The sequence below is a fragment of the Cellvibrio zantedeschiae genome (genome assembly GCF_014652535.1).
Taxonomy (GTDB): Bacteria; Pseudomonadota; Gammaproteobacteria; order Pseudomonadales; family Cellvibrionaceae; genus Cellvibrio; species Cellvibrio zantedeschiae.
This window is the reverse complement of record NZ_BMYZ01000001.1, coordinates 455,470-479,660: the sequence shown is the minus strand read 5'-3', so window position 1 is coordinate 479,660 and position 24,191 is coordinate 455,470. Positions and strand designations below refer to the sequence as shown.

Here is a 24,191-nt window from a genome sequence, read left to right as displayed (position 1 = left end):
ATCCTATGATAAAAATAATCTTTCTTTTTGTAGTAACAGCTTTGGCAGAAATTGTTGGCTGCTTCTTGCCCTATCTTTGGTTACGCAAAGGCGGCTCAATATGGTTATTGTTGCCTTCTGCGGCAAGCCTGGCGTTGTTTGTTTGGCTACTGACATTGCACCCCGCAGCGAGCGGGCGAGTTTACGCGGCCTATGGCGGCGCTTATGTTGTAACAGCCTTAATGTGGTTGCGATTTGTAGATGGCGTAAAATTATCTACTTATGATTGGGTGGGCGCAGGCGTAGCATTGGTAGGCATGGGGATTATTGTCGCAGGATGGAAAAGTGTATAAAAATCACTGCGCCACAAATACAGGCGCAAAACCACCACCCTGCGTTCTGAAATTTGTGGTTTGGCCTTGATATAAACGCGCCGCCACCAATTGAATTTCACCCTTATAAACGTAAGCGCGAATATCCATTTTTAACGCTGTTGGTTCATCGTCTACCAAAATTCCGCGCTCGCCAGGCAACACAATTTGTTGCGCAACATAATCACTTTGCAAAATTTCTTCCCACACACGTTTTGTGAGTTTGTCACCGCGATAAGCGGCGCGGCTGCCGTATCCTGAAGCTGGTTTAAAAAATAGCTGCTTGCGTGTTGACCATAAATTCTCTGCATTATCTGCGGTAACCGCTTGGGTCTTTGGAACCGCAGTACTCAAGACTTGAATATCCTTTTCGTCTGCACCTAATTTCTCCAAATGTTCCGCATCACCTAAAGCAATCAGATTGCGCTTATCCGCATATAGAGCATATTGATAGGGGTTTGGCGTAACTACAATAGAACCCGCCTCATAGGCTTGGCGCAATACAGAAAGAGCTTCACCGACCAACGAAAAATCCGTTAAGCGATTGTAAACCAAATCAATTGTGAGTCCTTGATGCATCAATTTCCCATCATTGAATTGCAATTCACCAGGATCAACAATAATGGCCGCAATACCATTACGCTCAAATAAACGCTGCGCCATTTTAAATTCGGGATAGAGAAATTGTTGCGTGGGATTTTCGTCAACAATAGCGATTCGCGTAAGCTGTTTGTCGCCGCGTTGCAGTTTCCATTCATTCAAAAACATGCTGATAAATTTTTGATCCAGCTTTATTTTCTGAAAAGGCAATGGTGTACCGGCAGCCTTGCAACATTCGGTTTGCGCACTTACCAATGCAGCATTTAAAAAGGCACCACCAGCATTGGTGTTGATTTCAATAATTTGCGGACCTTGCGCACTTAAATGAAAATCGTAACCCATAAATACGCCGAGCGTGCCGGGATTAAAGCTTGCAATTAAGGGGGCTCGCGCCAAGACTTCTTCTGCATAGGCTGGCAAACTAACAACACGCTCAACAGCTTGCACAATAGCGCGCATCTGTTGCAGTTGCGCTGGCGAAATAAATACGGTGGTGTTGGAAAAAAGTTGTGGGTGAGATGCCAGCACATCCTGATTGTTATCGTCTGCACGCAGAATTTGATCCAACTGCTCACGATTGAGGGTCGTGCAAAAGCAATCGTGATTTAATATCTTTGCTGGACCAGTGCAATCAGCATTGCAGCCGGAAACATTATCGCGGTTCATCAGTATTAACCTGTATGCTACGTGGTAAGCCTAGGGATAAGAGTGCGGCCAGTGCAATAAAAATGGCCGCTACCCATAAGCAAGCGATCAATCCCGATGCCTGGTAAATCCACCCTGAAAGCAAAGTGCCTACCAAACGCCCCAATGCATTGGCCATATAATAAAAACCAACATCTGTTGAAGCGCCATCCTCTCTGGCATAGCTCACAATTAAATAACTGTGTAGCGATGAGTTAATTGCAAACAAAACACCAAATACACACAAACCAGAAATCAACACAGGAGCATTCGAAAAATTTGTCATTGCAAGCGCTATAGCTGCGGTGATAAAAGCCAGAACTAATGCCCACCAAAGTGCGCTGCGTCCATCGGGTACTTTTTCAGTGGATTTTCCTGTCATGTATGGCGCCACCGACTGCACCACTCCATAACCAATAACCCAGAGCGCTAAAAATCCGCCGACTTTCAAAAAACTCCAACCAAGTTGACTACTTAAAAACACCGGCAGCGCTACTACAAACCAAATATCGCGCGCGCCAAATAAAAATAGACGCGCAGCCGATAAAATATTAATTGCACGGCTTTTAGAAAAAACTTCTGAGAATTTTGGTTTGTTTTTAGCTTTGCCTAAATCCTGCTGCAATAAAATTAAGCTTGCCAACCAAATAGCACCGAGCATTGCAGCCATAGCCAAGATAGATCCTTTAAAACCAACGAGTGCAAGCAGTGCACCGCCGAGAAAAAAACCGACGCCTTTAAGGGCATTTTTAGAGCCTGTGAGTAATGCCACCCACCTAAACAATTGTTTTTGCTGATTTGCTGAAACCAAACTTTTAATGGAGCTTTTCGCGCTCATTTTATTGAGATCTTTTGCGATGCCCGACAGCGCTTGTGCGGCCATCACCAAAGGTACGCTTAACCATTGCACAGGGACTACCAAGATTAATAAGGCCGCAATTTGTAACCCGAGCCCAATATTCATAGTGCGGTTTAAACCAATACGCGCCCCTAAATAGCCACCAAACAAATTGGTGATTACGCCAAAAATTTCATAAAACAAAAATAAGGAAGCAATTTGTAGCGGGCTATATCCAAGTTGATGGAAGTGCAAAACTACCAACATGCGCAAGGCGCCATCGGTGAGCGTAAATGCCCAGTAATTACCGGTCACCAGCGCGTATTGGCGAATGGTGGAATTCATTAAACCGATCCGACAAGCTTAGCCAACTCGGCAGTACGGTTTGCATAACCCCATTCATTATCGTACCAGGCATATATTTTCACCTGGGTTTTATTAATCACCATGGTAGAGAGCGCATCTACTATAGATGAGCGTGGATCACCGCAGTAATCATTGGATACCAGCGGCAATTCTTCATATCCCAAAATATTTTTTAGTTCGTTTTCACTTGCTGCTTTTAATAAGGCATTAACTTCCTTCGCACTGGTTTCTCGCTCCACTTCAAATACACAATCCGTAAGAGACGCATTTGCCAAAGGAACGCGAACCGCATGGCCACTTAAACGGCCACGCAACTCAGGGAAAATTTCTGCGATTGCCGTTGCTGAACCCGTTGTAGTAGGAATTAAATTAGAGCCAGATGAGCGAGCGCGGCGCAAGTCTTTGTGAGCTTGATCTAAAATACTTTGGGTGTTGGTTAAATTATGAATGGTCGTAATAGAGCCATGGCGAATACCTAAGTTTCCATGAATAACTTTTACGATGGGTGCCAAACAATTAGTCGTGCAAGATGCGGCAGTAACAATGCGATACTCGGCAGAATTAAATAAATGCTGGTTCACCCCCATCACAATATTTAACGCGCCGGCTTCTTTTACCGGAGCACTCACAACCACACGTTTCACACCTTGATTCAAGTATTCTTGCAAGACCGCAACACTTTTCATTTTACCGCTGCACTCAAGCACAAGGTCACACCCGGACCAATTTGTTTCGGCAATTGTTTTATTAGCGGTCATTTTTATTTTGTGATTTTTGATCATCAAAAAATCGTCGTGGACACTTACTGCTTCATGCAAGGTGCCTTGAATGGAATCAAATTTTAGAAGATGTGCAAAAGTTGCGGCATCGCCGGCCGGGTCATTAATTTGTACAAATTCAAATTCTGGCCACAGATAAGACGCACGCAAAACCAGGCGACCAATACGACCAAAACCATTAATGCCCACTTTAATTTTTTTCATTTTCTATCTCTTAAACGTTAACAGCAGCGATTGGGACGGTCTTGCATTTCGCACAGGCGCTGGTGGTTTTCGGCTAGCCAATCTTTGTTGGCTTCCAGCATGGTACTTAGCATCGCCCTTACCCATTCAGGCAACTCAGGATGCAAGCTGTAATAAATCCATTGGCCCTGGCGACGATCGGCCAAAACCCCCGCTTCACGCAAAAGCGCAAGGTGGCGGGAAATTTTGGGTTGGATGTCATCAAGTGCGCAGGTGAGTTCGCAGACGCATAGCTCTTGCTCGCGCGCTATCAACAGGGCTATGCGGGCTCGCGTGGAGTCCGAAAGGGTTTTACAGATCAGATCGGGGGTAAACATGGGGATTACCAGCTATTGGTTTACATATACGAAAATCAATATATATGAAATTTCGTATATGTAAATCACTGCATGGTAAAAATAGGCTATCGGGATAATGCGGGATAAATCGTGGAACTTTGGTTAACGCTCCAGTAATGCCAACTTATTGGGAACATTGTTCCATTGTTCATGATCAGGAAGCGCGTCTTTAACGATTGATATTTCCGGCCACTCCGCCGCCAGCTCAGCGTTCAAGGCAATAAAGTGCTTCTGATCTTCCGGCACATCATCTTCTTCAAAAATTGCACCTATAGGGCATTCAACCGGGCACAAATTGCAATCGATGCAGGAAACAGGGTCAATTACCAAAAAATTGGGGCCTTCTCTGAATGCATCAGTCGGGCAAACGGCAACACAGGTAGTGTGTTTACATTTGATGCAGTTTTCAGTAACTACAAATGACATAGCAGCTCCGTAACACAGGGAATAATGCCCGCCACTCTATTAAAAAAATCAATATCTGTAAAACTGATTATATTTATAAGCAGTATCACTTTTACTGATACCAGTTGGATTTTCACTTATTCCTATTTTTTTATTTTCTCGCAAGAAATTTGGTTTTCAGACATAAAGCCGTAACAAATGACATTTATGGTGACAACATCCTTCATCACTCCGGAATATCACCATGAATAAGTCCTTTAAAAATTTGGCGCTGTTCAGCCTTATCTCTTCAATCAGCTTGGCGAGCCAAGCGGCTCCCGTGCTTCTGGGTATTGGCAGCATTAGCGGTACTGCTGATAAATCTGGCCTGACCGGCACCTTGGAAAGCGGCGTTAATGCTAATGTCTTTGGCGGTTTGGGTTCAGGTTTGGCTTATGCAGGCAATAACACATTTATCGCTCTGCCTGATCGTGGCCCTAATGCTCAAGCTTACGCAGGCGGCGCAGCGGTGGACAACACCACAACTTATATTCCACGTTTCCAAACGCTGAATATGCAACTTACCGCTAGTAACAGTGGCCTGCCTTTCACTATTACACCAACGCTGACTAATACCACTTTATTGTTTAGCAGCACTGCTTTGAATTACGCCGCAAACGGTGCACCGGCACAAAATGATGCTAGCCACTACTTCTTCAGTGGTCGCTCTGACAACTTTGGCGCGGGTAACTCAACGTCGGCTAACAATGCGCGCCTCGATCCGGAAGGTGTACGCATTTCTAACGATGGAAAAAGCGTATTTATTTCTGACGAATACGGCCCCTATGTTTATCAATTTGATCGTACAACTGGCGAGCGCATCAAAACCTTCACCTTACCCAGTGAATTGGCAATTGCCAATGTAGCCCCTACCGAAGCAGCTGAAATTGGTGGCAATACTGCTGGCCGCACCACTAACAAAGGCATGGAAGGTTTGGCAATTACGCCTGATGGCAAAACTTTAGTCGGCATCATGCAAGCACCTTTGCTGCAAGATACTAATAAAGTCGTTCGTATTGTGACTGTGGACATCGCCTCAGGCACCACTCATGAATACGCCTACCAACTAACAACTGGCTCTGGTGTGAGTGAGATTGTTGCGATTAATGATCATGAATTTTTGGTTGATGAACGCGACGGTAAAGGCTTGGGCGACAACAGCAATGCAGTTGCAAAACAAATTTTCAAAATTGATTTGAACGGTGCGCAAGACATTACCGGTCTTTCTGGCAACCTTGCGTCAAAAGCAGTGGGCAAAACCTTATCCCTGGACTTCAAAGATTTGTTGGTGAACGCGGGCATTGCAGCGCAAAACATTCCAGCCAAAATCGAAGGTATGACCTTTGGTGAAGATGTTGTTTTCAATAACCAAACCTTGCACACCTTGTGGATTTCTAACGATAACGATTTCCTCTCCACTATTACTGACAGCAAGCATCCGCAGGGTTTTAACAACCCCAGCAATTTTTACGTGTTTGGTTTTAGCGATGCAGATTTGCAAAATTACGTAGCGCAAAAAATTAGCGTTAATGTGCCCGAACCATCTACCGCCATTTTATTCTTGCTCGGTTTGGCCGGTATGAGCTTTGTGCGTCGCAAGCACTAATCCCGTTTAGGCTACATAGGTTTAACACAAAGCCCGCTTGCGGGCTTTGTGCTTTTTGGGGCAGGGGAACCGGCAGCTTGCTCAGCCTCATTACTGAGCTAGGCTTATCAGAGACTAGCATTTGATAACAATTCCAGTTACAGCTCAGTAGCCACGGTTCCCTAATGAAAATAACGCAAATCCACCTAAAACAAGTGACGCCCCTTGAAGCGCAGCTCAATCCTTTACAGGAACTCGCGCCAGATCTAATTTTGGTGTTTGGAGCCCTCAGCTTTTTTGAAACCCCGGATTTGGCTGACGCACTAAAACGCGCAGCACCCAATTGCGCCATTATTGGCTGTTCCACTGCGGGCGAAATCGCTATAGATCGTGTTTACGACAACAGCTGCATACTCACGCTCATTAATTTCGAACATACGCAGGCCAAAGCGGTCACTACTGCAATAGCCGATATGAATGATTCATTTGCTGCTGGCGCTCGCCTTGGTTCAGCTCTGGCTCCAGATAATTTGACCGGCGTTTTGCTCTTGGGAATCGGGGTTGCTATTAATGGTAGTGCTCTCGTAGCAGGGTTGGAATCACACTTACCCAAGGGTGTAAAAATCTCCGGTGGATTAGCTGCCGATGCGGGCGCCTTTAAACAAACCTGGACACTTGGCCCTGCGGGTAGCAGCAACCATCATATAGTCGCAGTTGGGCTCTATGGATCCAAAATTCAGCTCAGTTACGGCAGCTATGGGGGCTGGGAACCCTTTGGCCCCGCACGCAAAGTCACACGCTGTGATGGCAACGTGCTCTATGAATTGGACGGCGCACGCGCGCTCGATGTATACAAACGTTATTTGGGTGATTACGCCAAAGACTTGCCGAGTTCCGGCTTACTTTTTCCCTTCGCCATGCTCAACAGCGCGCAAGAAAAGCACGGAATTTTTCGCACAATTTTAGCCATTGATGAAGCCGAAGGTTCGCTTACCCTCGCAGGCGATATAGACCCCAACGGATATTTGGAGCTCATGCACTCCAGTACCGACAAATTAATTAATGGCGCAGAAACTGCCGCCATAACTGCGCAGAAAAATCATCCACAAGTGCCAGATAAGAGCCTGGCAATTTTAGTGAGCTGTGTCGGCCGCAAACTTGTCATGGGAGATCGCATTGACGAAGAAGTTGAAGCAGTCGCGGACATGTTAGGAAAAAATACCACCATCGCCGGTTACTACTCTAACGGCGAAATTGCGGGCACCGAGTTTCATCACGAAAGCCGCTTACACAACCAAACCATGACAATTACCTGGATGAGCGAACTAACGGAATAACAAATCCCATGAGCGACGATTAACCATGCACCCAACGCTTGCACGACAATTGCGTCGGCTTTGCGGAGTTGATTCCGAAGCCGACCTCTCGCAATACCTGGACAACTTGCAACAAGCAAAGTTATCGCCAGAGTTGCGTTTGTTTGTGGAAGGTTTGCAAGAGTTACTTAAGCGCGTGGATTCTACTTACGAACAAAGCGACCGCGATTTAATGTTGCGCTCGCGCAGCCTTGAACAAAGCTCCTCCGAACTCAACGAAATTAACCAAAAAATGCGCGGCGATATTGCGAGCCGCAATCGCGTGTTGCAATCTGTGCGCGAAGCCGCCAGTAGATTATTAGACCAAAGCGAACAAGTACACCGCATTCCCGACGCTGATGATTTGGAAGGTTTCTCTTCACTGCTTTCAACACTGATTGAACAACAAGAACAGCGCCGCCTTGAATTATTCAACCAGCGTTTTGCAATGGATCAACACGCGATTGTAAGCATTACGGATACCCAGGGAATTATTCGTTATGTGAACGATAAATTTTGCGATATCAGCGGTTATGCGCGCGACGAACTAGTTGGAAAAAATCACAACATTATTCACTCCCACGAACATGACCACCATTTTTTTGAAGCTCTGTGGAATACCATCATTGCAGGAAAAGTGTGGCGCGGTGAAATTTGTAACCAGAGTAAAAGCGGCCATCCTTATTGGGTCAACGCAACCATAGTTCCGTTTTTGGACGACCACGGTAAACCCTATCAATTTATCGGTATTCTCACAGACATTAGTGCCAGCAAACACATGGCAGAAAAAATTATCGCCAGCGAACGCCAGCATCGAAATTTAATTGAGAGCGTGAGCGAAGTTATTTTCCAAATGGATAGCGAAGGCTCGCTACTCTTTCTTAACAGCGCATGGGAAGCCATTACCCATTTTACAATTGCCGAAACACTTGGCCGGAATTTTTTAGACTTCGTACATATTAACGATTTTGACCAAGCGGTTTCGATTTTTAAAAACCTGTGCGATAAAACAATTGATACCTACAAAGGCGAACTACGTTTCAATAGCAAAACTGAAAAATACTGCTGGCTCGAGTTAACCTTGCAAAGCGAAATTGATGAAGACACCAACACGCTCGCCTTTACCGGAACGCTCAACGATGTTACTGAACGCCGTCGCATAGCTCAGGTGCAATCTGAATTTGTTTCTGTGGTGAGCCACGAATTGCGTACGCCTATTACATCCATTCGCGGTGCACTCGGTTTGCTGGATGCTGGAATGGCAGGCCCCATTGCTGATGAACCCTTAAAGCTTATAAAAATCGCTCATAAAAATAGCCAGCGTTTAGTTGCACTCGTCAACGATATTCTCGATATGGAAAAACTCATGGCAGGTAAAATGAGTTTGAATATGGATTATATAAATTTAGCCTCGCTGGTTGAGCTCGCGATTGAATCCAACAGTGCCTATGCACACACTTACAACACTCGCTTTGAATTATGTGATCATCCCTCAGGCATTAAGGTAATCGCCGATGCCGACCGGCTTATGCAAGTCATGAGCAACTTGTTTTCCAATGCAGCCAAATTCTCGCCGCCAGATCGCGCCGTGGAAATTTCATTGAGCATCGCCGATAACAAAGCCAAAGTTTCTGTGCGAGACCACGGTGCCGGAATCCCTATTGAATTTCGCGCCCGTATTTTCAGCGCCTTCGCGCAAGCCGACAGTTCCGATACCCGCAAGCAAGGCGGTACCGGGTTAGGTTTAAAAATCAGTAAAACCCTGATCGAAAAAATGGGCGGCAATATTGGTTTTGAAAGCGAGCTTGGCGTGGGAACCTGCTTTTGGTTTAGCTTACCCCTTGCTAATTCACCTTAGACTCCAAAACTACGCTGTATTCACAACCCTGTTTCTGGGACAATAGCACCCAGTAAACCGCCACCTTGCAGTGCCCTTCTGCCCTTTAGTGCCAAAACTATGAATACCGACGCAATCAACCTCTTTGACCACCCACGTTATTGGGCCGAATGCTATGGCCCCGCGCCATTCCTGCCCATGAGCCGCGCTGAGATGGACAAGCTTGGTTGGGATTCTTGCGACATCATCATCGTGTGTGGCGATGCATATGTGGATCACCCGAGCTTTGGTATGGCCGTCATCGGGCGCTTTTTAGAATCGCAAGGTTTTCGTGTAGGGATCATCGCCCAGCCCGATTGGAAAAGCGCCGAACCTTTCAAAGCACTCGGTAAACCCAATCTCTTCTTTGGCGTAAGCGCGGGCAACATGGACTCCATGATCAACCGCTACACCGCCGATTTACGCATGCGCTCCGACGACGCCTACACACCCGGCGGTGTAGGCGGAAAACGCCCGGATCGCTGCGTGACCGTGTATAGCCAGCGCTGCAAAGAGGCCTACAAAGATGTGCCAATTGTGCTCGGCGGAATCGAAGCCAGCTTGCGTCGCATCGCCCAGTACGATTATTGGAGCAACGAAGTTCGCCGTTCGGTGCTGATCGATGCCACGGCCGATATTCTTTTATACGGTAACGCTGAACGCGCGATTGCCGATATTGCTCACGCACTCGCGCAAGGCAAAAAAATTCACGAACTCACCAACCTGCGCGGCACTGCCATTGTGCGCAAAGATTTGCCAGCAGGCTGGACAGAAATTGATTCCACGCGTATCGATTGGCCGAGTCATATCGACAAACTTCCCAATCCTTATGAGTATCAACACGATCCAAAATCAGTTGTGGACGTTGCGAATTCCGATGTAAACAATTCGCAGATTGGTTTGCGCCAACTCGACCCGGAAAAAATGGAAGCGCAAATTGCCGCTCTAAATCCTTCTGAGCAATTACAGACAATTGGTTGCCCTGCACAAGGGGATGTTTCTGCGAAAGCTGTAGAGCCAGATGCAGAGCAAGCGATTCGCATTATTCCAATGCCCTTGCAAAATCGTAGTGATCTGGCAGGAAACGATAATGTTTATGTGCGCTTACCCGCGTTTGAAAAAGTGCGCAACGATCCGATTTTATATGCGCATGCATCGCGTGTTTTGCATCAGGAAGCAAATCCCTACAATGCGCGCCCGCTGGTGCAAAAACACGGCAACCGCGAAATTTGGGTAAACCCACCGCCAATTCCTTTAGAAACAGATGAATTGGATGGCGTATTTGATTTGCCCTATGCGCGCGTACCGCACCCCAGTTATGGCAAAGAAAAAATTCCTGCGTATGACATGATTAAAACTTCCGTGAATATTATGCGCGGCTGTTTTGGTGGCTGTACTTTCTGTTCAATCACCGAACACGAAGGTCGTATTATTCAAAGCCGCTCGCAAGAATCTATCTTGAAAGAAATTGAAGATATCCGCGAAAAAGTGCCCGGCTTTACCGGCCATATTTCTGATCTCGGTGGCCCCACGGCGAATATGTATCGCCTCACTTGTAAAGATATGCCGACTCTATCCAAATGCCGTCGCTTATCTTGTGTTTATCCCACTATTTGTAAAAATTTAACGACAGACCACAAACACACCACCGCGCTTTATCGCGCTGCGCGCAAAATCAAAGGCGTGAATCGAGTTTCTATTGCATCTGGCTTACGCTATGACTTGGCGATTCGCGACCCTGAATACGTAAAAGAATTGGTTACCCACCACGTTGGCGGCTATTTAAAAATTGCTCCTGAACACACCGAAGACGGTGTGCTTGAGCAAATGATGAAGCCGAAGATGACCAGCTATTACGATTTCAAAAAAATGTTTGAAAAGTTCTCGCGCGAGGCAGGCAAGAAACAATATTTGATTCCCTACTTTATCGCAGCACACCCAGGTACCAAAGACGAAGACATGGTGAACATGGCGCTGTGGCTTAAGAAAAATAATTTTGAAGTGGACCAGGTGCAAACCTTTTATCCATCGCCCATGTCGCTAGCAACGGCAATGTATGTGAGCGAACGAAACCCACTTAAAAAGCTAACTTACAAAAGTGGCAAAATTACTATCCCGCGCGGACTGGAACAACGTCGTTTACATAAAGCTTTATTGCGCTACCACGATCCTGCTGGCTGGCCAGTCATTCGCGAAGCTTTAACCAAAATGCGCAAAGGTCATTTAATTGGATCGGCAGCATCTGCACTAATTCCAGCGGAAGATCCAAAACAAGCACGCGATAACCGCAACGCCAAACCCACAGCGAGAAACCCCGCGCCTAATGCCCGTGCGCAAGCAGCAGCTAACCCGCGCGCGAAAGCTGCAGTAGCCAGCGCTCAAAAAACTGTCGCCAAAAAACCAGCCGCAAAAGCTTTTGGCGATAAATTTGAAAGCGCGAAAAAATTTAATGCTGAAACAAAGCCAAAAACTAACAACAAAAGTACAACAAGAAACTTTTCCGCACCCAAAAGCAAACGCTGATGCTAATCCTGACATAAAGAGAGTGTTATCTCTGTAACGCTCGTAAAATGCGCTCGTGATCACGATATGATTCTGTTCACGCGCGTATCAACTGCACTATTGAATCAAAATGACAATAAATAAGGATGATCCATGGCAACTAATAACATTAATAATCCGTTTAACATTTTTTTTGCAATCATCACCAGTGTGCTTTTGTTTAGCGGATGTGGCGGCTCCGGCAATTCAAGCTCCACTACCGACACATCTACGGGCAATACTAGCGGCTCCTCTAACCCGGAAATTTATCCGTCGGAAGTCAAAATTGAAGGTTCAAACGCTGAGGAAAACATAGGCAGTTATAAAATCCGTGTGCAGGGATTGAATCGCGAGTTCTCTTTTTTCCGCCCCAGCAATCCTGAATTAAAAAAATTACCCCTGGTTATAGATTTCCATGGCGCAGGCGGTACAGTAGCGCCGGTTTTTCCTTGGGATGCCTGGGTTTCTCTCGCTAGAAAAGAAAAATTTTTTCTGCTCAAGCCCCAGGCGGTCAGCGATCAAATGAATAGCTATACCTACTGGAATGTTGGTTGGAATGTGGGTAGGGATGACGCCTATTTTGTTCAAGCAATTTTGGACTTAATTGAAAAGCAACAAGACATAGATATTGATAGAGTTTACGTAACGGGCATGTCCAGCGGTGGCCACATGGCTTTTTATACTGCGCAACTTTTGCAAGATAGAATTGCTGCTGTAGCACCTATTTCCGGCTCGATAATGACATCTCGTTTACCTAAATACACATTCAATAAACCCATGCCAATCTGTAATATTAACGGCACAGCAGACAAAATAGTCAATATTATGGGCGGGGATTGGTACTCCGCGTGGGGAGACATCCGGGAAATCTTTATTAATAATAACAAAACGGCTCGCGAACCCGTTATTACCCACTTACCTGATATAGGTAAATATGACGGCAGCTCTGTAACCAAATATGAGTATCGCGGCACCAGCATCGCGGGTGATATAGATGATTACCGAATTATCAATGGTGCACATGCCGTGCCCGGAATTGAGAGTTCTGCCAATCAGGATATCAACGCTTATGAAGTCATATGGGCATTCTTCAAAAAGCATAAGCTAAGCGATCCTTACTAAATATTCGCAACTTTAGTGTTGAGTTTCTTAACGGAATAAAAAAGCCGACATAATCAGCCGGCTTTTTTCATAAACGGTTTAACTAACACGAAATTATTTTTTCTTCATCAGCTCAATCATATCCACGCAACGCTGTTCTTCCTGCACGCTGGTTGCCAATACTTTTTCAAGCGCAGGATTCGTATTGGCGTATTGATCTCGGATTGCAGTCAAACGTTGCACGCTAGCGCTGGTGCACGCGTGAGGGCTAACAAGTTCAGCATAACCCGATAAAAAGCGCTCGTTATTGCGTGATTGTACTTGCGGAATAGCTTGTACGATTCGATCTTCAAATCCTTCACGCAGCTTTAATTGTGATGCAGGGAACATAGCTCGCATCATTAATCTTTGCGTTGCAAATTTGTATTTTGTATCGGCAGATAAAAGTTCAGCAAACCATTTTTCTTTTACCGCAACATCTGGACGAATCACCTCAGATACCACCGCCATTTGCTGACCCACATCGGTCTTATCTTTTTGCTGCTCAGCTGCGGTTAATTCACGGTAATCTTTAAATTGATATTGATTAAGTTTACGCAGCAAAGCCCACCGACGATCTTGATCCACCACAAAACCTTTGGGTAAATCTTTATTGAATAAATAGTCACGGGCGACCTCCAAACCCGCAGGTGTGTGCAACAAGGCGACGTAAGCGTCAAAAGCAACTCGTTGAAAATTGGAGGCCTCACCTGCGCGCTCAAGTTGTTGCTGCGCAATTTTTTCCAAAGCGACTAAATCGGCTTTATGATCCTGACCAACCTGATCCGCCAACCAAAAGTAATACGCGGCCGTTTGGAGTTTTCCTAGAATACTGCCGACCAATTGAAAATCAGGTTCCGCACCAATATTTTTTTGCGCAAATGCCAGGTAATTGGTAAGAGGAATTTTTGTATCTTCAACATCATCCCATAAGTTCTGCCACAACATTTTGCGTAAGCTTATATCAAATTCGTGAATATGTTGCTCAAGGTTGTGGCGCGATTTGCTATCCAAATTAACTTTTACATAGCCCCAATCCGCAATATTGGGATAAACAAAGTCCGGGCAGTTCAAACCTTCTGCAGCACGAACTTTGGTCTTTTCGCCATGGTAAGTAATAGGCAATACCGCAGACGACACCAATTTTTCATTGCGCAAATCATACAAACCTATTTGCACACGCTGGCTGCGTAACTCAGGGTTTGCTTTAGGAGCGGTTTGCAAAATCGTAAGATTTTTTACCTTTGCCTGTCCGTCTTCGGCAGTGCAATTGAAATCAACAGAAATGGTATTGAGACCGGCTTTATACAACCACTCCTGCGACCAGCCGGATAAATTCTGTTTGGCAGGTGCAGCAACTTCATCCATAAAATTTTTCAATGTAGTGTTAGCGTAGGCATATTTTTTTAAATAACTTGCAACACCTAGCCTGAAATTTTCTTCGCCCACATATACAGCCAATTGTTTAAGAACAGATGCGCCCTTGCCATAGGTGATGCCATCAAAGTTTGTGAAGGCGACTAGCGTATTAGCAACGGGTAATTCAATTGCATGAGTCGTTACTTGCTGGTCTGTGGTATAGGCCCACTGCTTCATATCGGCATAAAACACGTCCCATGCATCGTTTTTAAATTCAGAATTATTCGCCTGCTGTAAAGTAGCCATGTAGGTTGCAAAGCTCTCATTGAGCCAAAGCCCGTTCCACCAATCCATAGTGACTAAATCGCCAAACCACATATGTGCCATTTCATGTGAAATAACATTGCCGTGACGCATACGCTGCAAATAGGTTTTTTGGCCTCTGCTTATGTAAGCTTCGTTGAAAGTTACCGCGCCAATATTTTCCATAGCACCGCTATTAAAATCGGGCACCGCCAATTGGTCGTATTTAACAAAGGGATAGGGATAATTAAAGTATTGGTTATAAAATGCAAAAGACTGTTGTGTAAACAAAAACCATTCTTTGTAATTTACAAATTGCGCCAATTCCTGACGAGCAAATAAGCGCAGCGGAATATCACCCGCCTTATCCTCCCACACAGCATAATTGCCTGCGTGCAGTGAAAATACATAGGACGACATAATTGGTGTTTTGGGAAACGACCAATGTTGCTTGTCCCCAAGCGAATCGATTTTAGTTTCGCGAGTAGCAGAAATAACTTGCCACTTTTTAGGGGCAATTACATCGAGCAAGTAGCTGGCTTTAATATCTGGCTGATCAAAATGCGGAAACATTTTATGCGCGTTATAGGGTTCAAAATTACTGTAGAGATAAACGTTACCCGTTTGTTGATCTTTGTAACGATGCAAACCATCACCCGCTGTCGCAAACGGATGGCTGTAGCTAATGCGTAAATTATTTTTTCCTGCTGCAAATAACTCAGGAGCAAAAGTGATAAACCACTTTTCATGTTTCCATTGAACGGATTTGCCATTCAGCTCTACGGATAAAACTTCTCCTCCATCAAAATCAACCGTTACTGGCATTTTGTTATTTTTTGCCAATGTGAAATCTATATTGATGTTGCCGTTAAATGATGTTGATGCTTCATCCAATTCAATATGCAGCTGATAATTAACGTCACTGATTTGCTGCTTGCGCTGAGCCGCATAAGTTTGTTCTAAATAGGGTTCGAGCTTGCGTTCAAGATTTTTATTAGCTGAGGGGGTGAGATTGCACGCGGCGGTTACTATTATTAAAAACGCGCACAAGAACAACGGGGAAATTTTCATCAAATCATTAACTCCTTCTTGATAAGACCATGTACACACTATCAAACAAAAAAGCCGCTGATTTCCACCAGCGGCTTTCTTAATTTTTTAATTTTACGGGTTACCGTAACTCATCAGGCGTTGGTAACGGCGTTCCAACAAGGATTCCAATGGTTCTTTGCTGAGCTTGTCCACCTGCACAATCAAGCGCTCTTGTAGCTTGCGTGCCATAGCATCCAGATCGCGGTGGGCACCGCCCAAAGGTTCAGGAATGGTTTCGTCCACAATGCCCAAGTCTTGCAAGACTTTTGAAGTCACACCCATGGCTTGTGCTGCATCGGGCGCTTTAGCAACGGTTTTCCAAATAATATTGGCGCAACCTTCGGGAGAAATTACAAAGTAAGTTGAATATTGCAACATGTTGAGCTGATCGCCCACACCAATTGCCAGCGCACCACCTGATGAACCTTCACCAATTACTGTGCAAATGATTGGCGTGCGCAAACGCGACATAACGGCAAGGTTTTGCGCAATAGATTCTGAAATTCCGCGTTCTTCCGAGTCGATACCAGGATAGGCACCGGGGGTATCAATTAAGGTAATTACCGGCATTTTAAAACGCTCAGCCATTTCCATTAAACGCAGAGCTTTGCGATAACCTTCTGGTTTAGGCATACCGAAATTGCGCATGACTTTTTCATGGACAGTGCGGCCTTTTTCCTCGCCGATCACCATCACAGGTTTTCCATCCAAACGACCCACACCGCCGATAATGGCTTTGTCATCACCAAAATGACGGTCGCCATGCAACTCATCAAAATCGGTAAACAGGAGTGGGATGTAATCTGAGGTATAAGGGCGCTGTGGATGACGGGCAATCTTTACGATGTCCCATGCGGTGAGCTTCGAGTAAATGCTTTCAGTGAGCTTACTGCTCTTTTGACGCAACTTGGCAATTTCGTCCGCGATATTGATATCGCTTGAGTTGCCAACAAGCTGTAATTCTTCAATCTTGCCTTCAAGTTCGGCGATGGGCTGTTCAAAATCCAGATAATTCAGATTCATAGCAGTTATTGGCTCTATATGTGGGTAGTGCGCTACCACGAAAAAACATGAAGTGTATTCGTTAGGTGAGTATGGAACCCAAGCCTATCGGCACATTATTTGGGTCGCTACCTTACGCGAAATGGCACATTTAGTCGACCTTTTCATGCTTTTTCCCACAAAATCAACCAAACTCAAGCTCGCTTTAGCTTGGCGTTGGACGAAATTCGCACGATGGTTTGCAGGTACTTTAAAACGCATTTTTTTGTAAAAATATCTGAAGATTAATAAATTAACCTAACTTTCGCGCTACCGTAAGCATCTCTTAAGGATTGGAGCAGTTCATCTTCCGGGCGGATATTCCAATCGCCCCCTAATTTCAATTGCGCCCGGGCGTTGCTGCGACGAAAATCAACGACCAAGGGGCAGCGAGCAGCGTGAGTTTTTGTACCTCGATAGGGTTCCAGAATTTCAGATATTTGACGAATAAAATTAGCGGGCAAGGTGCCCGATTCCAGTTCCAGACACAACTCCCTGGCTCGTTCCTCACGCAGCTCTGCAAGCGGGCGAATGGTCATGGCACGCATCTTTAACATACCGCTAAAGTCGTCGATACTGACTTGGCCCGCAATCACTAGAAGGCCATCTTTTAGCAGCACATCACGGCATTGAATATAGGTATCAGCAAACACAGCGATTTCGATTCGGCCGGTACGATCATCCAGGGTCACAAAAGCCATGGTATCGCCGCGCTTGGTTTTCATAGTGCGCTGGGCGACCACCAAGCCTGCTACTGACTGACGCGGCTTTTCGTCGCCTTTTTTCTCACCACGCGCTTCGTATTTATCAGGTTTGAGCTCGGCTATACGTGAGCTGACAAGATGCGGCAATTCGCTTTCGTATTCGTCGATGGGGTGACCTGTCAAATAAAGACCTAGCGTCTCTTTCTCAGCATGCAAACGCTCTTTCATAGTCCAGGTGCGCACACGACGGAAATCGCTGTAAACATCCGCGTTGCTGGAGTCACTCGCCATGACTTCACCAAACAAATCCATCATGCCCGCATTGGTGTTCGCAGCAGCCTGTTCAGCGGTTTTTACCGCTTCACTCATGGAGGCGAACATAACGGCGCGATCGTGATCAAGATTGTACTGCGGCGTTCCAACCGTTGGCCCAAGATTATCGGCGGCGCCGGAGCGGATAATCGCCTCCAACGCGCGCTTGTTTACCTTGCGAGGGTCTACGCGGGAACAGAAATCAAACAAATCTTTAAAAGGTCCGCCTTGCGCGCGCGCCGCAATAATGGATTCCACCGGGCCTTCACCCAGGCCTTTGATCGCGCCCAATCCGTAGATAATGTTGCCCTTCTCATCCACCGTAAAATGGAACTCCCCCGAATTCACATCGGGTGGCAGCAACTTCAATTTCATGTGGCGACATTCTTCAATGAAGGTCACAACTTTGTCGGTTTTATCCATATCCGAAGACATGGTTGCCGCCATAAAGTGCGCGGGATAATGGGCTTTAAGCCAAGCGGTTTGATAGGAAACCAACGCGTAAGCTGCAGAGTGGGATTTGTTAAAACCATAGCCCGCGAACTTTTCTACCAGGTCGAAAATTTTAATGGCCAGATCCGGGTCAACGCCCATGGATTTGGCACCCTCTTCGAATACCGAGCGCTGCTTGGCCATTTCCTCGGGCTTTTTCTTACCCATGGCGCGGCGCAACATGTCTGCACCACCGAGCGTATAGCCCGCCAATACCTGTGCAATCTGCATTACCTGTTCCTGGTAAACGATAACGCCGTAAGTTGGCTCAAGCACAGGCTTTAAGGTGTGGTGCTGGAATTTTGCGTCGGGATAAGCAACCTGGGCGCGGCCGTGTTTACGGTTGATAAAATCATCCACCATGCCGGATTCCAGTGGCCCCGGACGGAAGAGCGCCACCAATGCGATCAGGTCTTCAATATTGTCCGGTTGCAGGCGCTTGATCAGGTCTTTCATACCGCGCGATTCAAGCTGGAATACGGCAGTAGTTTCAGCGCGCTTAAGCAACGAAAAAGTAGCCGCATCATCAAGCGGGATAGCGCTGATATCCAGAGGCTCTTCGCCCAGGCGAGCACGCTGTTTGTCGATCATGATGCGCGCCCAATCAATAATTGTGAGCGTGCGCAAACCGAGGAAGTCGAACTTAACCAGGCCCGCTTCTTCCACATCGTTTTTATCGAATTGGGTTACCAGGCCGCCGCCGCTTTCATCGCTGAACAGCGGTGCGAAATCGGTAAGCTTGGTGGGTGCTATAACCACACCACCGGCATGCTTACCCACGTTACGGGTTAGGCCTTCAAGCTGAACCGCCATTTCCCAAATTTCCTGGCCGTCAGCATCGCCCGCCAAAAACTCTTTGAGTTGCGGCTCTTCTTCCAAGGCTTGCGCGAGTGTCATGCCCGGCGTGGGCGGAATCATTTTGGAAAGCTTATCGGCCAAGCCATAAGACTTGCCTTGCACACGCGCCACATCGCGCACCACCGCTTTTGCAGCCATGGTACCGAAGGTGATGATTTGGCTTACGGCGTCGCGGCCATAGTTATCAGCCACGTAAGAAATTACACGGTCGCGGCCATCCATACAGAAATCGATATCAAAGTCAGGCATGGATACACGTTCCGGATTCAAGAAACGTTCAAACAGCAAATCGTATTGCAGCGGGTCGAGGTCAGTAATCAATAACACATAGGCGACGAGCGAACCCGCACCAGAACCACGGCCTGGGCCCACGGGAATATCGTGATCTTTTGCCCACTGGATAAAGTCCATCACGATCAGGAAGTAACCGGGGAACCCCATCTGGATAATAATATCCAGTTCGAATTTCAAACGGTCATCATAAATTTTGCGGCGTTCCGCGTAATCAGGTGCCGATTTATCGAGAATACGTTCGAGACGTTTTTCCAAACCGTCTTGCGAAATTTTTCTGAAGAAATCTCCTTCAGTCATACCCTCGGGGACAGGATATTCAGGCAAGAAATATTTGCCCATTTGGATATTGACGGTGCAGCGCTTGGCAATTTCAAGCGTGTTCTCCAGCGCTTCCGGGATATCGCTAAACAGCTCCGACATTTCTTCTGCCGAACGCAAATATTGCTGCTCGCTGTAGCGACGTTCACGACGCGGATCATCCAGCGTGCGGCCTTCACTGATACACACGCGCGCTTCGTGCACCTCAAATTCATCACGATTGATGAAGCGTACATCGTTAGTAGCAACCACAGGGCACTGCAAAGTTTCAGCAAGAGCGACCGCAGAATGTAAATAACTTTCATCGTTCTCGCGCCCAGTGCGCTGCAGCTCCAAGTAAAAGCGATTGGGGAAATCTCGCATCCAGGCTTGCAACAATTCCTGCGCTTGTTCAGCACGGCCTGCGAGTAAGCACATACCCACATCGCCAAACTTTCCACCGGAGAGTGCGATACAACCTTCACTAAATTCGCTGATCCATTCGCGCTGAACGTATGCAACGCCCTGCTGTTGCCCCTGGCGCCATGCACGTGAAATCAACTCGATAATATTTTTGTAGCCAGTGTTATTCATGGCTAACAAGGTAACGATTGTTGGCTTGCCTTCGCTGTCGCTGCTGGCCATCCAAAAGTCGCTGCCGATAATAGGTTTAATACCCGCGCCTTGTGCAGCCTTATAAAATTTTATAAGTCCATAGAAATTGCATTGATCGCTAATACCGCAAGCAGGCATATCCAACTCGGCCACACGTTTGACGAGTTTTTTAATACGCACCAAACTATCGACAAGCGAGAATTCGGTATGCAAGCGTAGATGTACAAAATTTGCGGTCATGGTTTTTCAATAATGAATGGGGGAAATTTCACGATACATTTCAGTAACGGCAAATAAACTTTAAATCGCTGATCAATATCCACAAAGCATTTGCGGTGGCCAAACCTAAATCAGAAAAATCGCGCTCAAACTTAATCAACACTGAGTCCGTATTGTTTGTTTGCTCCACCACGGCTTTACTACCAATCAGTTTCCAATAATTTTCTTCTGGTTTTACATCTTGCGGCACAGCCAAACTACCTTTAAAAGATTTCAACACAACCCGTTTGCCGGGCTTTAGGTATTGCAAATCGGCGTCGCAAATATTACTCATTAAAATAATTTCATCTGTTCGATTTTGGCGCGCACAGGCGCAAAAGACGTGCGATGAATTGGCGTGACGCCCAGCTTCTCTAAGGCATCCATATGTGCTTGTGTTGGATAGCCTTTGTGATCCGCAAGGCCGTAGCCAGGATACTGTTTATCAAATTCCACCATTTCACGGTCGCGCACAACTTTTGCCAGAATGGATGCTGCGCTAATAGCCGCAACACGGCTATCGCCTTTAACAACCGCTTCAGCGACATAACTCCATCGGGGTAATTTATTACCATCGACCAATACGTGTTCCGGTTGGATATGTAAGCCTTGTACTGCGCGGGTCATCGCCAACAAGCTGGCTTGTAAAATATTTATCTTATCGATTTCAGCAACAGATGCACGTGCAACACACCAGCTTTTGGCTTTGAGTTTTATTTCATCAAACAAAAGCTCACGTTTTTTTTCGGTAAGTTTTTTTGAATCATCCAAACCCAAAATAGGATTTTCCGGATCAAGAATAACTGCTGCTGCGACCACATCACCCGCCAAAGGCCCACGCCCGACTTCATCACAGCCGGCCAATAAAACGCCTTGATAACTACAGATAAACGGCTCGAGCATGATGACAGATCCAACTTGCAGATAGATGTTATTAGTTAATGAGTTTTGCGATAGCGGCTGCAGCTCGTACACTCGCATCGCGTTTTAATGTTGCATGCATATCGGCAAAAGTATTGCTCAGTGTTTGCGCTTCGTCGGGATTTTCAAAGTAATGCATTATGCCTGCGCTTAATTTTTCTGGCGAGGCGTCGTCTTGCAACAATTCCGGTACGAGTAATTTGTTGGCTAATAAATTAGGCAAAGAAACAAAGGGGGTTTTGACAAGCCAGGACAAAATTTTAAACGTTAGCGGTGCCATTTTGTAGGCAACAACCATAGGCTTTTTAAGCAGTAAAGCCTCTAGAGTTACTGTACCGGACGCCAACAAAAGCACATCTGCCGCAGCCATAACCCGGTGAGAATTGCCGTTGAACAGTTGGATTGGAAAATCCACATAATCATTTAATTGGTGATGCAACTGACGATAGCGATCTGAATTGGCTGCGGGAATATAAAATAATAATTCCGGGTCTTGCTCAAGACAAAATACGGCAGCATGCATAAACAATTTACCCATGCGCTCTACTTCACTGGCACGACTACCGGGAAGCAATGCCACTACGCGCGCATGTTCGGGAATTCCCAACTCACGCCGTGCTTTATATTTATCAACCTCAAGCGGAATTTCATCAGCAAGATGATGACCAACAAATTCTACCGGCACATTATGCTTTTCGTAAAAAGCTGCTTCAAACGGCAAAAGTGTAAGCATTAAATCAACTGATTTCGCAATTTTAAAGACGCGTTTTTGTCGCCATGCCCATACTGACGGGCTAACGTAATGAACGGTTTTTATGCCATGCTCTTTAAGCGAGCCTTCTAATGAAATTGTAAAATCCGGTGAGTCTATACCGATAAAAACTGCAGGAGGGTTTGCAATAAAATGCTCACGCAAAAACTTACGGATACGCAGTAATTCGGGCAAGCGCTTCAGGGGCTCGATTAAGCCCATCACAGCCAAACGATCCTGCGGGAAATAAGAATGGAAACCCAGGGTCAACATACGTGGGCCGCCAATGCCGGAAAATTCCGCATTAGGGTAAAGCTTACGCAGTTCTACAATCAGTGCGGCGCCAAGAATGTCACCAGAGGCTTCGCCGACAACAATACCTATGTGTATACGTTCCATTTCTTAGCCCCAATAAAAATCTCTTATTTGTTCTTTATTATTTTTACATCAATAAAATAATTTTTATCTCACAATACCGCGGGTGGAATCTTTGATCGATTGAATTAAAGGAATTAAACGCTCGCACTCAGGCACCATGGCTTCCAACTCAACCAAGGCCTCGTCAATTGTTAAACCGCGACGATAAATTAATTTATAAGCTTTGGTGATGGTCGCAATTTCTTCGCTGCTAAATCCGCGTCGACGTAAACCTTCGCTATTAATGCTTTTTGCTTCTGCTGGATTGCCAGTTGCCATGACATAAGCAGGAATATCTTTACCTACTGCCGTGCCCATACCGGTAAAACTATGGGCGCCAATTTTGCAAAATTGATGCACCAAGGTGTAGCCGCTGAGAATCGCCCAATCGCCGATATAAACGTGACCGGCAAGCGCGGTGTTATTCACCAGGATGCAGTGATTGCCAATAACGCTGTCATGGCCAATGTGCACGTAAGCCATAATTAAGTTGTGACTGCCAATCGTAGTTTCACTGCGATCTTGAATAGTACCGCGATGAATGGTGACGCCTTCACGAATAATGTTGTGGTCACCTACAACCAAACGTGTGGGCTCACCTTTGTATTTTAAATCGGGAGTATCTTCACCCACGGAAGAAAATTGATAGATGCGATTGTATTTGCCGATGACCGTTGGGCCTTTAACCACAACGTGGGAATCGACAACTGTGCCTTCACCGATTTCAACATCCGGACCTATGATTGACCAAGGGCCCACTTGAACATCGGCAGCAAGTTTCGCACTGGGATGAATTATTGCGCGTGAATCAATCAAAATAAAATCTCATGGATAGGTGGATGTTTCGACTACAAAAATTATCGATAACCTACACTTTGCGATCCGCACAAAGAATAGTTGCCGATGCCGCCAATACGCCATCCACAGTCGCTTTACATTCAAACTTCCAAATGCCGCGCTTTTCTGAAATTACGCGAGATTCCAATTGCAAACGATCTCCCGGAATAACTTGACGCTTGAAGCGCACATCATCCACACCAGCAAACAAATAAATCGAGCCGTCTTGTGGTTTTTTATTCATGGTTTTAAAACCGAGAATGCCTGAAGCTTGCGCCATGGCTTCGATAATCATCACACCGGGAAATACCGGGTTTTGCGGAAAGTGGCCATTAAAAACTTCTTCGTTTACGGTGATATTTTTGTAGGCAACAATGGATTCGCCTTCCACCAGCTCCACGACTCTATCGACCAAGAGAAATGGGTAGCGATGTGGTAAATATTCACGTATTTCGTTGACATCCATCATAGGAATGGCCCTGGGTATAATTCAAAGTATCT

Annotated in this window: 19 protein-coding genes; 6 read left to right on the top strand and 13 right to left on the bottom strand. The window is 46.0% G+C overall.

Annotated features, from left to right (window positions below):
• Positions 1-5: 5 nt before the first annotated feature.
• Positions 6-332 (top strand): YnfA family protein, encoded by a 327-nt coding sequence (locus IE104_RS02150; protein ID WP_189415643.1) that lies wholly within the window; start codon positions 6-8, stop codon positions 330-332.
• A 3-nt stretch (positions 333-335) separates the two neighbouring features.
• On the opposite strand, the gene IE104_RS02145 is transcribed toward IE104_RS02150, so the two are convergent.
• From IE104_RS02145 to fdxA, 5 genes are all read right to left on the bottom strand, one after another.
• Entirely contained in the window at positions 336-1,616 is a 1,281-nt protein-coding gene (locus IE104_RS02145; RefSeq protein WP_189415641.1) for a hypothetical protein, read from the bottom strand.
• Positions 1,603-2,817 (bottom strand): organoarsenical effux MFS transporter ArsJ, encoded by a 1,215-nt coding sequence (gene arsJ / locus IE104_RS02140; RefSeq protein WP_189415639.1) that lies wholly within the window; start codon positions 2,815-2,817, stop codon positions 1,603-1,605. The genes IE104_RS02145 and arsJ overlap by 14 nt, the downstream gene beginning before the upstream one ends.
• Entirely contained in the window at positions 2,817-3,821 is a 1,005-nt protein-coding gene (locus IE104_RS02135) for an ArsJ-associated glyceraldehyde-3-phosphate dehydrogenase (protein ID WP_189415637.1), read from the bottom strand. The genes arsJ and IE104_RS02135 overlap by 1 nt, the downstream gene beginning before the upstream one ends.
• A 17-nt stretch (positions 3,822-3,838) precedes the next feature.
• Positions 3,839-4,177 carry a metalloregulator ArsR/SmtB family transcription factor gene (locus tag IE104_RS02130; RefSeq protein ID WP_189415635.1) on the bottom strand — a complete coding sequence of 113 codons (339 nt, stop codon included), beginning with the start codon at positions 4,175-4,177 and terminating at the stop codon, positions 3,839-3,841.
• A 123-nt stretch (positions 4,178-4,300) separates the two neighbouring features.
• Entirely contained in the window at positions 4,301-4,624 is a 324-nt protein-coding gene (fdxA, locus tag IE104_RS02125; RefSeq protein ID WP_189415633.1) for a ferredoxin FdxA, read from the bottom strand.
• Positions 4,625-4,847: 223 nt separating this feature from the next.
• On the opposite strand from fdxA, the gene IE104_RS02120 reads away from it, so the two are divergent.
• The 5 genes from IE104_RS02120 to IE104_RS02100 all read left to right on the top strand — a co-directional run bounded on the left by IE104_RS02120 (position 4,848) and on the right by IE104_RS02100 (position 13,121).
• The gene (locus IE104_RS02120; protein WP_189415631.1) at positions 4,848-6,248 is read left to right on the top strand and encodes an esterase-like activity of phytase family protein; all 1,401 of its coding nucleotides are present in this window, start codon (positions 4,848-4,850) and stop codon (positions 6,246-6,248) included.
• Positions 6,249-6,412: 164 nt separating this feature from the next.
• Positions 6,413-7,564 carry an FIST signal transduction protein gene (locus IE104_RS02115; RefSeq protein WP_189415629.1) on the top strand — a complete coding sequence of 384 codons (1,152 nt, stop codon included), beginning with the start codon at positions 6,413-6,415 and terminating at the stop codon, positions 7,562-7,564.
• Positions 7,565-7,589: 25 nt separating this feature from the next.
• Complete coding sequence (locus tag IE104_RS02110) at positions 7,590-9,440, top strand: PAS domain-containing sensor histidine kinase (RefSeq protein WP_189415627.1); 1,851 nt, start codon at positions 7,590-7,592, stop codon at positions 9,438-9,440.
• 99 nt (positions 9,441-9,539) lie between these two features.
• The gene (locus IE104_RS02105; RefSeq protein ID WP_189415626.1) at positions 9,540-11,981 is read left to right on the top strand and encodes a YgiQ family radical SAM protein; all 2,442 of its coding nucleotides are present in this window, start codon (positions 9,540-9,542) and stop codon (positions 11,979-11,981) included.
• A 132-nt stretch (positions 11,982-12,113) separates the two neighbouring features.
• A complete protein-coding gene (locus tag IE104_RS02100) occupies positions 12,114-13,121 on the top strand; it encodes a CE1 family esterase (protein ID WP_189415624.1) in 1,008 nt (335 codons plus the stop codon).
• Between the two features lie 93 nt (positions 13,122-13,214).
• Here IE104_RS02100 and pepN read toward each other — a convergent pair whose 3' ends face one another.
• From pepN to fabZ, 8 genes are all read right to left on the bottom strand, one after another.
• Positions 13,215-15,872: an aminopeptidase N gene (gene pepN, locus IE104_RS02095; protein WP_189415622.1), complete on the bottom strand. Its 2,658-nt coding sequence runs from the start codon at positions 15,870-15,872 to the stop codon at positions 13,215-13,217.
• 93 nt (positions 15,873-15,965) lie between these two features.
• Entirely contained in the window at positions 15,966-16,916 is a 951-nt protein-coding gene (locus tag IE104_RS02090; RefSeq protein WP_189415620.1) for an acetyl-CoA carboxylase carboxyltransferase subunit alpha, read from the bottom strand.
• Positions 16,917-17,179: 263 nt separating this feature from the next.
• On the bottom strand, positions 17,180-20,746 hold the full coding sequence (gene dnaE / locus IE104_RS02085) for a DNA polymerase III subunit alpha (RefSeq protein ID WP_189415618.1): 3,567 nt from the start codon (positions 20,744-20,746) through the stop codon (positions 17,180-17,182).
• Between the two features lie 40 nt (positions 20,747-20,786).
• Complete coding sequence (locus tag IE104_RS02080) at positions 20,787-21,059, bottom strand: hypothetical protein (protein WP_189415616.1); 273 nt, start codon at positions 21,057-21,059, stop codon at positions 20,787-20,789.
• The gene (rnhB, locus tag IE104_RS02075) at positions 21,059-21,667 is read right to left on the bottom strand and encodes a ribonuclease HII (protein ID WP_189415614.1); all 609 of its coding nucleotides are present in this window, start codon (positions 21,665-21,667) and stop codon (positions 21,059-21,061) included. The genes IE104_RS02080 and rnhB overlap by 1 nt, the downstream gene beginning before the upstream one ends.
• 31 nt (positions 21,668-21,698) lie before the next feature.
• Complete coding sequence (lpxB, locus tag IE104_RS02070) at positions 21,699-22,835, bottom strand: lipid-A-disaccharide synthase (protein WP_189415612.1); 1,137 nt, start codon at positions 22,833-22,835, stop codon at positions 21,699-21,701.
• A 63-nt stretch (positions 22,836-22,898) separates the two neighbouring features.
• A complete protein-coding gene (lpxA, locus tag IE104_RS02065) occupies positions 22,899-23,669 on the bottom strand; it encodes an acyl-ACP--UDP-N-acetylglucosamine O-acyltransferase (protein WP_189415610.1) in 771 nt (256 codons plus the stop codon).
• Between the two features lie 52 nt (positions 23,670-23,721).
• Positions 23,722-24,159, bottom strand: a complete 438-nt coding sequence (fabZ, locus tag IE104_RS02060) for a 3-hydroxyacyl-ACP dehydratase FabZ (protein ID WP_189415608.1) — start codon at positions 24,157-24,159, stop codon at positions 23,722-23,724.
• Positions 24,160-24,191: the final 32 nt, after the last annotated feature.

Bases quoted from the DNA above. Each gene is read 5' to 3' on its own strand.
- IE104_RS02090 (WP_189415620.1), bottom strand. From the start codon at position 16,916: ATGAATCTGAATTATCTGGATTTTGAACAGCCCATCGCCGAACTTGAA.
- IE104_RS02105 (WP_189415626.1), top strand. From the start codon at position 9,540: ATGAATACCGACGCAATCAACCTCTTTGACCACCCACGTTATTGGGCC.
- rnhB (WP_189415614.1), bottom strand. From the start codon at position 21,667: ATGCTCGAGCCGTTTATCTGTAGTTATCAAGGCGTTTTATTGGCCGGC.
- fdxA (WP_189415633.1), bottom strand. From the start codon at position 4,624: ATGTCATTTGTAGTTACTGAAAACTGCATCAAATGTAAACACACTACC.
- dnaE (WP_189415618.1), bottom strand. From the start codon at position 20,746: ATGACCGCAAATTTTGTACATCTACGCTTGCATACCGAATTCTCGCTT.
- fabZ (WP_189415608.1), bottom strand. From the start codon at position 24,159: ATGATGGATGTCAACGAAATACGTGAATATTTACCACATCGCTACCCA.
- pepN (WP_189415622.1), bottom strand. From the start codon at position 15,872: ATGAAAATTTCCCCGTTGTTCTTGTGCGCGTTTTTAATAATAGTAACC.
- arsJ (WP_189415639.1), bottom strand. From the start codon at position 2,817: ATGAATTCCACCATTCGCCAATACGCGCTGGTGACCGGTAATTACTGG.
- IE104_RS02110 (WP_189415627.1), top strand. From the start codon at position 7,590: ATGCACCCAACGCTTGCACGACAATTGCGTCGGCTTTGCGGAGTTGAT.
- IE104_RS02150 (WP_189415643.1), top strand. From the start codon at position 6: ATGATAAAAATAATCTTTCTTTTTGTAGTAACAGCTTTGGCAGAAATT.
- IE104_RS02115 (WP_189415629.1), top strand. From the start codon at position 6,413: ATGAAAATAACGCAAATCCACCTAAAACAAGTGACGCCCCTTGAAGCG.
- IE104_RS02145 (WP_189415641.1), bottom strand. From the start codon at position 1,616: ATGAACCGCGATAATGTTTCCGGCTGCAATGCTGATTGCACTGGTCCA.
- IE104_RS02120 (WP_189415631.1), top strand. From the start codon at position 4,848: ATGAATAAGTCCTTTAAAAATTTGGCGCTGTTCAGCCTTATCTCTTCA.
- IE104_RS02135 (WP_189415637.1), bottom strand. From the start codon at position 3,821: ATGAAAAAAATTAAAGTGGGCATTAATGGTTTTGGTCGTATTGGTCGC.
- IE104_RS02130 (WP_189415635.1), bottom strand. From the start codon at position 4,177: ATGTTTACCCCCGATCTGATCTGTAAAACCCTTTCGGACTCCACGCGA.
- IE104_RS02080 (WP_189415616.1), bottom strand. From the start codon at position 21,059: ATGAGTAATATTTGCGACGCCGATTTGCAATACCTAAAGCCCGGCAAA.
- lpxB (WP_189415612.1), bottom strand. From the start codon at position 22,835: ATGGAACGTATACACATAGGTATTGTTGTCGGCGAAGCCTCTGGTGAC.
- IE104_RS02100 (WP_189415624.1), top strand. From the start codon at position 12,114: ATGGCAACTAATAACATTAATAATCCGTTTAACATTTTTTTTGCAATC.